The organism is Microcoleus sp. K1-B1, from assembly GCF_036704705.1.
GTDB lineage: Bacteria > Cyanobacteriota > Cyanobacteriia > Cyanobacteriales > Microcoleaceae > Microcoleus.
Genome location: NZ_JAUBSH010000002.1, coordinates 52884 through 67033, shown reverse-complemented (window position 1 = coordinate 67033; position 14150 = coordinate 52884). Strand labels below are relative to the sequence as shown.

The 14150-nt window shown below is 48.8% G+C and carries 2 protein-coding genes; both read right to left on the bottom strand.

Going from position 1 to position 14150, the window contains the following annotated elements; genetic code table 11:
• Position 1 precedes the first annotated feature (1 nt).
• Complete coding sequence (locus QUA83_RS00900; RefSeq protein ID WP_333290917.1) at positions 2 to 4657, bottom strand: amino acid adenylation domain-containing protein; 4656 nt, start codon at positions 4655 to 4657, stop codon at positions 2 to 4.
• 410 nt (positions 4658 to 5067) lie between these two features.
• Positions 5068 to 13971 carry an amino acid adenylation domain-containing protein gene (locus QUA83_RS00895; protein ID WP_333290916.1) on the bottom strand — a complete coding sequence of 2968 codons (8904 nt, stop codon included), beginning with the start codon at positions 13969 to 13971 and terminating at the stop codon, positions 5068 to 5070.
• Positions 13972 to 14150: the final 179 nt, after the last annotated feature.

Sequence of the window (14150 nt, the reverse complement as noted above, 5' to 3'; positions counted from 1 at the left end):
ATTAAAGCTCTCCCAAAATTGCGGTAATTTTGTCTAAATCGTCCTGGCTCCACTGGCTCCATTTAAACTCTGCAAAGTCAGAAGGAGTGCAGCCGCCGGCGTCGGGGGACTGACAGTATTGAATTAGCGATCGCAGCGATTCTATAAAGCCCGTTGCCAAATTTTCAATGCTTTCTCGTCGGTGAATGCTTTCGCTGTACGTCCAATCTAATTGCAGCTTGTTGCTGGCAATAAATCCGTTAATTTCTAGGAGGTAACACCGATTTCCGCGCGGGCTGCGGATGGATCCACTAGGCTCGGAGGACAGCATCAACAAAGAAGATTTCGGCAGCACTTGGTCAAACTGTCCGAGATAGTTAAAGCTTACCTCAGCGTGCGGCAACTTGTGCAAAGTTTTAGCAGTTTCTGGGTTTAAATATCGTTGAATACCGAAGCCAACACCGCGATTTGGCACTGCGCGTAATTGCTCTTTCACTGATTTGATGGCATCCCCTAGATCGGAAGGTTTTTCTAAATTTAACAGGACGGGGAAAACTGCTGTGAACCAGCCGATTGTGCGCGACAAATCTACTCCTTCAAATAGATCTTCGCGCCCGTGACCTTCTAAGTCAACTAACAGTGAGTTATTGCCTGTCCAGCGTTCAAATGCTTGACCTAAAGCAGTTAGCAATACATCATTAATTTGAGTGCGGTAAGCGGCAGGTACTTCTTGCAGGAGCAGTTTTGTTTCTTCAACACTCAAAGCAACGGATACTGTCTTTTCAGATGCAACTAAATTGGCTGCGTTTGGGAAATCCACCGGCAAGCGAGAAGTTGGTTGGTGAGAAAGGGCGAACCAGTAATCGAACTCTCCCTGCAATTCGGGCGATCGCGCCCACTCATGCAAGCGTTCTGCCCACTGCTTAAATGAGGTTGTTTTGGGCGGCAGTGCGACTGTTTCGCCGCAGCTAATCTGCCCGTAAGCTGTCTGGAAATCCTCAATTAAAATTCGCCACGAAACCCCATCAACCGCTAAGTGATGAATGACCAATAACAAACGATTTGGCTGATGTTTGCCCAAGTCAAATAGGGCAGCGCGAAGTAATGGCCCCTCTGACAAATTCAAACTAACTTGCAACTGAGTGGCGGCGGTTTGGAAAGCGGCTTCTCGTTCCTCTGGAGGTAGCGACGACAAATCAATGCAGGTAAACGGAGCAACCTCGTCGGGATTGGCGAGATTCTGCAGCCAGCCAGATTCTCCTTGCACAAAACGCAGGCGTAGCGCGTCGTGGTGCTTCAGCAATTCTTGCAAAACTGACTCAATTAATGCAGGTTCGAGAGGTTGCTGCAGCTCTAAAAGCACCGCCTGATTCCAGTGGTGCGGATCGGAGAGATTTTGTTCAAAAAACCAGTGCTGAATCGGTGTCAGAGGAACTTCGCCAGTGATTAATCCCTGGTCCGATTGTTGGGTTTGAGCTGTATCGGCGACGGTGGCTAACTGTGCAATGGTTTGGTGTTGAAACAGTTGTTTTGGAGTGAGCTGCAACCCCGCTTGATTGGCTTTAGAAATGACTTGAATGCTGAGGATAGAATCGCCGCCCAATTCAAAGAAATTGTCGTCAATTCCCACTTGTTCTAACCCCAATACTTGCGCCCAAATTTCTGCCAAAATTTTCTCAATAGCAGTGCGAGGCGCGGCGAATGCCTCTTCGAGTTCTGGGCGATCGCGATCGGGTGCAGGTAGTGCTTGGCGATCGACTTTGCCGTTGGGAGTTAGAGGCAGCGATTCTAGCATCACGAAGGCAGCAGGCACCATGTATTCCGGCAGCTTTTCTTGCAGGTAGCCGCGCAGGTTGCTGATGCTTGGAAGTTTGTCTTGGTTAAGCACTACATAAGCGACTAAGCGCTTGTTGCCCGAACCGTCATCGCGGGCGATCGCCACAGCATCCCGCACGGCGGAGTGCTGTCTCAGGGTTTCCTCAATTTCTCCCAATTCGATGCGATAGCCCCGGATTTTCACTTGGCTATCAATTCGCCCCAGGTATTCGATATTTCCATCTGGCAAATAACGCGCCAAGTCGCCAGTTTTGTAAAGGCGTGCGTCGGGTGAGTTGCTAAAAGGATTTGGAATAAATTTCTGGGCCGTTAATTCGGGACGATTCAGATAGCCTCTAGCCAATCCTGCGCCACCGATATGCAGTTCCCCCGGCACTCCAATTGGCAAAGGTTGCAAATAGCGATCTAAGATGTAAAGCTGCGTGTTGGCTATGGGGCGACCGATGGGGACAATTCCAGGATAGCGCTGGCGCGTACAAGCCCAAAAACTTACGTCTACAGCCGCTTCCGTGGGGCCATAAAGATTGTGCAATTCAGCATTCAAACGGTTAAAAAAGCGCTCCTGAAGTTCAAAGGATAGCGCTTCGCCACTGGTGATGACGCGCTTGATGCTGTGACAACAATCGAGTCCAGGTTCTTCGAGGAACAGTTGCAGCATTGAGGGAACGAAATGGAGTGTGGTAATTTGCTGCTCAGCAATGAGTTCCACTAAATAAAAACCCTCGCGATGGCCTTCTGGTCGAGCTATGATTAGACGCGCTCCTGTCAGCAACGGCCAGAATAATTCCCATACTGATACGTCGAAGCTAAAGGGTGTTTTCTGCAAAACACGATCGCTTGCAGTTAATTCGTAGGCATCCTGCATCCACAACAAGCGATTGCAAATGCCTCTATGAGTATTAGCAGCTCCCTTTGGCTTTCCAGTCGATCCTGACGTATAGATGACGTAAGCTAGGTTTTCAGCAGTAACTGCGACGGTGAGATTTTCTTCGCTTTGTCGAGCGATGGCTTGCCAATCGGCATCCAGACAAATCGCGCTCGTTCCCGCGAAGGGCAGCTTTTCTACCAGATGGTTTTGTGTGAGCAGCACAGGCGTTTGAACGTCTTTTAACATGAAAGCCAATCGCTCTGGGGGATAGCCTGGATCGAGCGGAACATAAGCGCCCCCAGCTTTGAGAGTACCGAGAATGCCGATCGCCATCTCAAGCGATCGCTCGACACAAATTCCCACCAAAACTTCTGGCTTGACGCCGAGTTTTTGGAGGTAATGCGCGAGTTGGTTGGCTCGTTCATTCAGCTCGCGGTATGTGAGTTGTTTGTCTTCAAATACGACTGCAATGGCATCGGGAGTTCGCTCGACCTGCGCTTCAAATAATTGATGAATGCAGCGATCGCTCGGATAATCGGCGCGGGTGTCATTCCACTCTACTAATAACTGATGCCGCTCTTTTTTTCCCAGCAACGGCAACTCTTCAATCCGCCGATCTGGGTTGGCAGCTATGCCCTCCAGCAAGGTGAGAAAATGTCCCGCCATCCGCCTAATAGTGACCGCATCAAATAAATCCGTACTGTATTCAAACTGACCGCTAATTTCTTCCTGCTTTTCTTCTAAATACAGCGTTAAGTCAACTTTTGCTGTCTGATTTTCAACATCTAAAAGAGTGAGATTGAGTCCGGCTATTGATTCCGCAGCAACAGGTGGAGTTTGCAAAACAAAAGCAACTTGGAACAGTGGATTGTAGCTCAAATTTCGATCGGGTTGCAACTCTTCAACCAGTTTCTCAAACGGCAAATCCTGGTGAGCGTAAGCTTCTAAACTCACCTCCCGAATGCGAGCGAGCAACTGCCGAAAAGTGAGATCGCCTGACAAATCAGTTCGCAATACCAAAGTATTGACAAAAAACCCGATTAGCCCTTGAATTTCCGCTCGGTTGCGGTTGGCGATCGGAGAGCCAACGGGGATATCTGCCTGTCCTGTATAGCGATAGAGCAACGTTTTAAAGGCTGCTAGCAGCGTCATAAACAGGGTGGCATTTTCCTGGCGGCTGAGCTTTTTGAGGGCTTCCGATAGCGTTCTGGGGATGAGGAATGATTCTTTCGCGCCCCGATAGGTTTGCACCGGGGGACGGGGGCGATCGGCTGGCAATTCCAGCAAGGGGGGAGCGCCACTGAGCTGCTTTTTCCAGTAGTTAAGTTGAGTTTGCAGGCGATCGCCCGCAAGCCATTCCCGCTGCCAAATAGCAAAATCGGCGTACTGGATGGAAAGTTCGGGAAGTGGGGATGGTTTGCCAATCAAAAACGCTTCGTAAAGTGCTGCTAATTCTTGCAGAAAAACTCCGATTGACCAGCCATCAAAAATAATGTGGTGTAGCGTCAGCAGCAAGACATATTCCTCAGCATCTAACTGTAGCAAAATAGCTCGCAACAGCGACCCTTTGGTTAGTTCAAAAGGTTTGCTAGCTTCTTCTGCAGCCAGTTGTTTTACTTTTTCTTCTCGCTCAGTTTCCGCCAATTGTTGCAGGTCTAAAACTTCCAGCCCGAAATTAAATTTCTCACCAACCACCTGCACGGGTTGACCGTCTACAGTGGCAAATGTCGTCCGTAAAGCTTCGTGACGGCGCACAATTTCCTTGAAACTTCGTTCTAGCACTACTACATTTAGCCTGCCTTTTAGTAACACAGCCGCCGGCAGGTTGTAAAAAGGGTTTCCCGGTTCAATTTGGTCAATAAACCACAGTCTTTGCTGGGCAAAAGAGGTGGGAAATGCAAATACTTCTTCTTCCGCAGTATTTGCTGAGTCGTGAGTATCTGTTAGAGTTTTTTCGGAAAAATGCACCGTCATGGGATTTTAGATTTTAGATTTTAGATTTTAGATTTTGGATTGACCCCACGGATCGAGTCTCTTTCTTGAGGATTTTAGATTTTAGATTTTGGATTGATTCCACGGATAAATCAGGGGGCTTGTACCATCAAGAAATTCTCGGTCATGGGATTGGTAACTGATAATTGGGAATTGGCAATTGGGAATATAGCAATCCTAAATCAGTTTCAATAACTGGTTCCCAAGCTCTGCCTGGGAACCGATGTCCAGAGGCTCTGCCTCGGCTGCGACAATGGAGGCAGAGCCTCCGGATCTGCGTTACCAGGAAGAGCCTGGTAACGAGTATAATCATTTAGGATTGCTATAGAGGATTGCAGCCGATAATTGGGGATTACTTATGGGCGATCGGCCGATCGCCCGCGACTCATCACTTATTGCAAAGATGAGAGTGACCTGCGGTACGCCGATCGCGAAACAGGCGCGATCGCGGGTTCTTCAACGGCCGCATTTTTGTTTTTGGCTTCAGAAATCTTTTCTGCAAGTACAGCGAGCGATCGTCCGGCAAAAATATCGCACAAAGGCAATTCTATCTGACAAGATTCTCGTACCTTTGCTGCTAATTGAATTGCCAGCAGCGAATTTCCTCCTAGTTCAAAAAAGTTATCGGTAATGCTTAACTGTTCGATGCCGAGAACCTCACAGCAAATTCTCGCTAACATTGCCTCAATAGGGGTGCGCGGTGCGACAAAAATCTTTGCTTCTGGAATTGCGGCATCCGGTTCAGGCAGAGCCTTGCGGTTAACTTTGCCGTTCGCCGAAAGCGGCAGCGCGTCCAGAATTATAAATGCAGACGGCACCATATAATCTGGCAGTTTTTCACTCAGAAATTGTCGCAATTCTTCAACCGCAGGGGCAGCGTTTTGTTGGGGAACGATATATGCTACTAAGCGCTTTTGACTGTGATTTTCTCCGAATGCGGTGACAATGGATGCTTTGACTGCTGGGTGCTCGTTCAAAGCAGCTTCAATTTCTCCGGCTTCGATGCGGAATCCTCGAATTTTAAGGCGGAAATCTTCTCGTCCTAAAAATTCGATATTGCCGTCAGGGAGGAAGCGCCCTAAATCTCCCGTTCGGTACAAGCGATCGCCCGTGACGGGGTGCGTGAGGCAACTGGCGCGAGTTTTTTCTTCATTCCGCCAGTATCCTTTTGTCAGTCCAACCCCGGCACAGCACATCTCGCCGGCAACCCAGACGGGACAGTCTTCGAGCCTTTCATTCAAAATGTAATAGCGTGTATTGGCGATCGCCTTGCCGTAGGGAATGCTTTTCCAAGAAGGGTCAACAGTTTCTACCGGATACCAGATGTTCCAGAGAGTGGTTTCAGTTGGCCCGCCGACGCTGACAACGCGACATTCTTTGACGATCGCCCTTAACCTCTGGGGCAGCGTTACTGGAATCCAGTCTCCGCCGAGAAACGCCCAGCGCAAGCACTCTGGCAACACTTCAGAACGTCCGGCAGCGTAATCGAGCAGCATTTCCATCATCGGCGGAACCGAGTTCCAAATGGTGACGCGCTCTTTTACCATTAATTGAGTCCAGTGAGCGGGGTCTAGCCGTTGTGCGGCATCTGGAATGACGATCGCTCCCCCGGCTGCTAGGATGCCGAAGATATCATAAACCGACATATCGTGGTGCAGTGCGGTGACTGCGATCGCGCGATCGCACTCGCCCACATTAAATACTTGATTGGTCTGAGCGATCGCATTGACTGCACCGCGGTGCGCGATCGCCACGCCTTTCGGCAAGCCAGTTGAGCCGGAAGTATAAATCACATACGCTAAATCTTCCGCTTCCTGCACTGACTCCAAAGCTTCGCCGCTTTCTGTTGCTAATTCCTCAGTATCAAGACAAATTCGCCGCACATTTTCCGGCCATTCCAAGCGTTGATTTAACTGAGATTGTGTCAAAACAATCTCAACTTCGCCATTTTCCAGCAAATACCAAATCCGCTCTTTTGGCAGCGCCGCATCTACGGGCAAATAAGCGGCTCCAGAGGCTAGAATTCCCAGGACAGCGACGATTTGCTCCCACCCTTTCTCCATGACGACGGCAACCAACTGGTTAGGGCGAGATCCCAGCTTCCGCAATCGGTGAGCGACTTGATTCGATCGCCGGTATAGTTCCTCGTAGGTGAGGGTACGATCGCGCGTAATGACGGCTGGTTCCTGCGATCGCGAGGCGACTTTCTCAGCAAACAATTCGTGCAGCAATCCATCGGGAATCGGTGCCTCAATGGTGTTAGTAAAGGCTTGCTGAAACTGCACCGTTTTATGCCAAGTTTCCTCTTCATTGGCGAGGCTTTGCAATAGGCGGCAATAGGCATCAAACATATCGTCAATCATCCCTGGCGGGAAAAGTTCTTCCACTGCATCCCAGCTAAAAGACAGCCCCTGAGAGGTTTCGGTAAATTGCGCGTCGATCCAAACTTGCGGAGTTTGACCGATAATGTGAACCAGTTCTCCCAATTCTTGAATGAGAGAAAAGATAGAGGAATCTTCCCCAGGCGCGTTTTGCGGATCGATCGTAAACACGACCGGCATCAACGCTGCGGTTGTACCTTGCGCTTGAGCGAGTTCTCGCAAAACGCGCACCCCGCTGACATATTGGTGTTCTAAATCTTGCCAAAGCTGTTCTTGCAATCGCTTGGCTCGTACTTCAAAACTCTCTCGCTTGGAGTTATCTATTTCTAGCAGAGTAAATGAGGCAAATTCTCCGATAATTTCCTCAACTTGAGAATGCAAAGGCAACCGATTAAAGCGCGGCACGTTGAGGGTAAACCGAGGCGTTTTGCTCCACAGAGACAGAACCTCCGCATAGGCTGCCAGCAATAAACCCGTAGGAGTGAGGCTGGCGCGAGCTGTGCGCGTTTTGAGGCGCTGCCAGGTTTGCAAGTCTAAGCGATCGCTCCAGCGTTTAAATCGCGGCTGCGTTAAGGAATTCGGCTGTTTGGCGAGGGGCAATTCCGGCGCTGGTGGCAGGGTTTTGAGGCGAGTTCGCCAGTAATCTAAGGATTGCTGGTAAAATGGGGAGTTTTCTAAGGCGATCGCAGCTAATACGCAATCACGGAAAGATAGTTGCAAGGGCGCGATCGCAGTATGGGGATTGCGGTAAAACTTTACCAAATCGCCAAACAAGATTTGAAAACTCCAGCCGTCTATGCACAAGGCGTCAATGCTGATGTGGAGGCGGATGCGGCGATCGCTTATTTGCGAAGCGCAAATCTCGAACAGCGGCCAGCGATCGAGCGGCAGCACTTGGTGGGAAAGGCGATCGCGAATTGCTTCGAGTTGTTCGCCGGCAACCTCTGGAGCGAGCGATCGCAAATCCAAAACCTCAATTTTATAAGCGGGTACGTTTTCCAGAATTTGCTGCTGTCCATTCGGAAGTACGATCGCCCGCAGCATATCGTGACGCTCTACAACTCGCTGCCACGCGAGGCTAAACCGCTCTAAATCTAACTCGTCGCTCTCAATTTCTACATAGCCGTGAATGGCAACATTGCCCATTTCAAAGAAGCTATTTCTCCCGATCCAATAGGCTTGTTGCATTTCATTGAGCGGAAATGGTTGGTAGCGATTTTGAGGATCGGGGGCGATCGCGGGCAGTGAAATCAGGGGTTCGGGCGACTGCTGGCTCTTAGCTTGTGCGCTCGTCGCTGCTAGACTAGCGACTGTGGGGGATTGAAACAGACAGCGCAGCGATAGCTCGACTTGAAAGCGATCGCGCACCTTGGCAATCAGTTGAGTTGCTAGCAAAGAGTGACCTCCCAACTCAAAGAAATTGTCATTAATTCCCACTTGTTTTAAGCCGAGAATCTCAGCCCAAATCTCCGCTAATACTTGTTCTTCTAAAGTTTCAGGAGCGATAAAATCTGCCTCTGAACTGTTGGTTTCCGGCGCGGCAAAAGCTTTGAAATCTACCTTGCAGTTTGGCGTTAATGGCATCGATTCCAAACACACAAAGCTAGTAGGAACCATATAATCTGGCAGTTGTTCCCGGAGAAAAGAACGCAGATTTTTAATCAGTGCAGAGTTCCCAATGCTGAGTGCTGAGTTTAAAACGAGGTAGGCGACTAAACGCTTTCCGCCTGAATCTTCCTCACGCGCGAGAATTACTGCTTCTTGCACGTCTGGATGTTGGCTGAGTGCGGATTCAATTTCTCCCAACTCAATGCGGAAACCGCGAATTTTCACTTGGCGATCGGTGCGATCGAGAAATTCTAAATTCCCATCGGGGAGATAGCGGACTAAATCGCCTGTTTTGTAAAGGCGATCGCCTTGCACGTTGCTAAAAAGATCGGGAATAAATTTGTCTCGATTCAGATCCGAACGGTTGATATATCCTCTGGCAACCCCCGCACCTCCGATATAAAGTTCGCCGGGAACTCCGATCGGAACGGGTTGCAAGTTAGCATCGAGTACATAGGTGCGGGCATTTGGAATTGGACGACCAATCGGCAAGGTTTTTGGGGAGTTTTTAACCGCAGAGGGCGCAGAGGGCGCAGAGGGGAGAGAAGAAGAGGAGGAAGAGGGGAGAGAGTCGCACCACGTGGCGACAATTGTTGTTTCTGTGGGGCCGTAAGTATTGACAAGTCGTACTTTTTCTGAAACGCACTTTTGCCACTGATTCAGGGATGCTGAAAGTGCGGTTTCTCCGCCAATAATTGTCAAGCGCACTGACGGGGGAAATTCTGCTTTTTCGGCGCTGAGTCTGGCAGTTAATTCGCGCCAGTAAGCGGTTGGTAAATCTAAGACGGTGATTTGCCATTCCCGGCATTTTTGCAGGAAGGAAGAAATGCTGTCTAACATGGAATTTCCGCGCAGTACCAATGTTGCGCCTCGCGTTAAACAGGGATAGATTTCTTCGGCGCTGGCGTCGAAGCTGAGGGAAGCGAATTGGAGAATGCGATCGCCTGGTTCGATGCCATATTCGACACTTGCAGCCTGCGTATAATTCGCCAAAGATTGATGCTGCACCATCACTCCTTTTGGCTTGCCGGTAGACCCGGATGTATATATGATATAAGCTAGGTTTTCTGGCCCAACGGGGCTCTCAGGATTTGACTTATCTTGTTGAGCGATCGTCTGCCATTCTGCATCCAAGCAAATGACAGAAATATTATTTTGGGCTGGGGTTTCTGCTTTTAATTCTGCTTGCGTTAGCAATACCCTAACTCCAGCGTCTTCTAACATGAATGCGAGGCGTTCTTTAGCATAGATGGGGTCGAGGGGCAAATAAGCGCCGCCTGCTTTTAATACGCCTAAAATTCCGACTATCGCATCGAGCGATCGCTCCATATAAACGCCGACTATGGCATCTGGCTTCACGCCGAAAGAGTGCAAGTAATGGGCAAGTTGATTCGCGCGATCGTTGAGTTCTCGATAAGTCAAACTTTGGCATTCAAACCGCACCGCAACAGCATCAGGTGTTTTCGCCACTTGCGCTTCAAACAAACGGTGAACACACTCACATTGGGAGTAATTTACCCCAGTATTATTCCACTCAAATAGAAGTTGCTGGCGTTCTGCTTCTGCAAGCATGGGCAAATCTGACAGTCGTGCGGAAGAATTGGCAACGATGCCTTCTAATAAGTTCTGAAAGTGCCTCGCCATTCGCGCGATTGTAGCAGATTCAAACAAGTCTAAGCTGTATTCAAACCACCCTCTAATACCTGTTGCTGTCGCTTCTAATTCCAGGGTTAAATCGAAATTTGCTGTCCTGCTGTGAATCTGTTGGCAGTTCAGTCTTAAACCAGGCAATTCTAAGGCGAATTCGGAGGCATTTTGAAAGGCAAACATCACCTGAAATAAAGGCGAGTGACTTAAATCTCGATTCGGCTGCAATTCTTCTACCAACTTCTCAAACGGTACATCTTGATGCGCGTAAGCACCTAATGCAACTTCTCGCACTCGATTCAGCAACTCTCGAAAAGTTGGATTTCCATTTAAGTCAGATCGCAGGACTAAAGTATTGACAAAAAATCCAATTAATGATTCGGTTTCCCTGCTGTTGCGGCTGGCAATTGGTGAACCGACGAGGATATCTTCTTGGCCCGTGTAGCGGTAAAGCAGTGTATTGAATGCTGCCAGCAATGTCATAAAGGGAGTAGTTTTTTCGCGGCAACTCAATTGCCTAATTGCCTCGGTTAAGTGTTCTGGTAATTCAAATAATTGCCGACCTCCCTTGTAACTTTGAACAGCGGGACGAGAAAAGTCTGTTGGTAAATTTAGAACCGCTGCGCTGCCACTTAACTGCTGCTTCCAGTAAGTAAGTTGAGTTTCTAATATTTCTCCCTGCATTTGTTGGCGCTGCCAAGTTGCAAAGTCTGCATACTGAATTGGCAGCGGGGGAAGCGAGGCTAAATTCTTATTAGTAAATCCTTGATAAAATGCCGCTATTTCCCGTAAAAACACGCCCAAAGACCAACCATCGAAAATGATATGGTGGGCGGATAAAAGCAGGGTATGTTCTGTTTCAGATAAACGTAGAAATTTGGCACGGAGCAGATTGGGTTGAGTTAAATCAAAGGGCAAGTCGGCTTCTTCCGCCGACAGTTTTTGCGCTTCTTTCTCGCGTTCTGCAGGGGGGAGATGGCTCAAATCTATCAGCGGTAGTGGGAAAGTTTTCGCATCGAAAATAACTTGTATCTGTTCTTTATCCCCACCAGCAAACGCAGTTCTTAAAATCTCGTGTCGCTCGATAATTTTCTCAATACTTTGCCTGAGTGTTTCTGCATTGAGTTGTCCTGTAATCCGAATTGCACCGCAGAGGTTATAGAAAGGGTTTCCTGGTTCCAATTGGTCAAAGAACCATAAGCGCTCTTGAGCAAAAGACAGAGGGATGTTTTGTAGGCGAGAAACTGGCCTTGGGACGACTGCTTGGGTATTTCCTGTCAGTTGCTCTAGAATTTGCACTGCCAGTCGAGCAATGCTCCTATCCTCAAACAAATCGGCAACCGATACAGTAACGCCCAAGTCACTCTCTATTTGATTTTTTAACTCAAAAATTCTTAAAGAATCTAGTCCAAAGCTACTGAGTGGTCGATCGATAATATTTTGCGTTTTCCCCCTGGCACTGAAGTGGATTGAAGATTCGTCTTCAGTCGGCTTTAACTCACATCTTGCACCATTCTCAATTACTTGTTTAGGAACAGGCAAGATGCCTGTTCCACAAGAAAACTCATTCTTTGTGGAACGGGCATCTTGCCCGTTCTTGACAATGGTGCAAGATATCAGTTTTAGCTCACATCTTGCACCATTCTCAATTACTTTTTTAGGAACAGGCATCTTGCCTGTTCCACAAGAAAACTCATTCTTTGTGGAACGGGCATCTTGCCCGTTCTTGACAATGGTGCAAGATATCAGTTTTAGCCGACTTGGGCTATTAGCCGGGGCATTCATTACCCGGCGGTTTACCTGCTGCCAAAGATAAGCTTCAAGCAGCGGCTGCCGTTCTTCTAACTCGGCTTTCAGCAGAATCTCTCGCGTGAGCTGATTGTCTATTTTAACCGAATCAGCTAACTCTAAAACGCTACTGGCGACAACTTCCAAATTGTCAGCTAGAAAGTCAGCATAGGCGGCGCGACGTTGAATTTTACCGCTGGTGGTTTTGGGAATGCTTCCGGGCTTAATCAGCACTACTCCATAAACTTGCACTTCATATTCTTGAGCAATGCTGGAACGGATGGCGCTGATAATTTCCTCGGCATTATCCGGCGCTTTGCGAGATTGTAATTCTTGGACGATAACGAGCTGTTCTTCGCCTGCGACTTCCACCGAGAATGCCGCGATCGCCCCTAGCCGCAAACTGGGATGGCTGCGCTCTGCTGTTCTTTCTATATCTTGGGGGTAAAGATTGCGACCTCGGATGATAATCAAATCTTTGAGTCGCCCTGTAATAAACAGTTCTCCGTCTCGTAAAAAGCCCAAATCTCCTGTTCGCAAAAATGGCCCTTCGCCCGTATCTGAAAGATATGCTTGGAAGGTTTTTTCTGTCTCTTCTGGGCGGTTCCAATAGCCTCGGGCCACTGTGAGGCCAGCTACCCAAATTTCTCCGACTTCCTGCGGCTGGCATTGCGTCAGAGATTCGGGATTGACGATCGCAACTTTAGTGCCAAATTCAGGGAAACCGCAGCCGACTAAAGTTCTCGCGCCACCATCGCCTTCGACAACTTCTACAATGTGATTATTTTCCAGAGCCCCAGCATCAACAGGTAAGAAAGTCGGTGTTGTCCCGCTGCGAACCGTGGCAATTTTTAGCGTAGTTTCTGCCATTCCGTAAGCAGGACAAAAGGCATCCGCGTGAAAACCCCAGGGCTCAAAAGCTTTGGTAAATCTTTCTAGGGTTTCTTTGTGGATGGGTTCTGCGCCGTTATAGGCCACGCGCCAACTACTCAAGTCGAGCATTTTTTGGCCATCGCCCAAAATTTTGCTTATTTTGCTAGCACACAAGTCGTAAGCAAAATTTGGCCCGCCGCTGTGGGTGGCTTTGTAGCGCGAAATCGCTTCCAACCAGCACATCGGGTTTTGAATAAACGCCGCTGGTGGCATGAAGTAAGAGGGAATTCCCAGATACAAAGGTTTGAGCAATCCGTCAATTAACCCCATGTCGTGAAAGGGGGGAAGCCACGTTACTGCAACGCTTTCGGCATCGTGATCAAAGCCTCGGTGAATGTATTCGATGTTGTACAAAACGTTTGCGTGGCTCACCATTACGCCTTTGGGGGTGGAGGTTGAGCCGGAGGTGTACTGAAGATAAGCCACTTCGTCGGGATGGATGGGTGGCTGCTGCCACTTTTGGGCGTCATCGGCAAGCGCTTCTGCACTCAGCCAGTGCATCGCTTTGAGTTCCGGTGCTTGCTCGCATAGCTGCTCTAAATTTTCCAGGTGTCGCGCGGGAGCGATCGCAATTGTTGCTCTTGCATCTTTGGCGATCGCACTAATTTTCGCTAAATTCCGTTTCAGCTTCGGTGGATAGAGGGGAACCGCGATCACTTTGGCGTACAAGCATCCGAAAAAGGCGGCGAGATAGTCCAATCCTGGCGGGAAAAGCAGTAAGGCTCGTTCGCCAGTGACTCCCAATGTCTGAAGTCGCGCGGCGTGCGATCGGGCGATCGCGTCTAACTCTCGATAAGTCAAACTGGCGGTTTCAGTTTTTCCGTCTAACAGAAATGTATATTTCTGCTCTGGTTGGTGTAGCGCTCTGTTTTGTAGGAGTTCTACTAAATTGGTACAACTTTCGGTGAGTTGGTTTCCCTTAATGCTTGCGTCACTCATCGATTCTTTTTACCTAAATAAATCTTGTTTGCAGTACGCCAACCAGTTCCGCCAAATTCTTTCCACATATAGCGGTTCTCAAGCGTGGTGAGGTATGGGGGCGAGTCCGATGCCCGATGCCCGATGCCCGATGCCCGATGCCCTATGAGCACCTCATGTTACTGATAAAGGCTATAGAC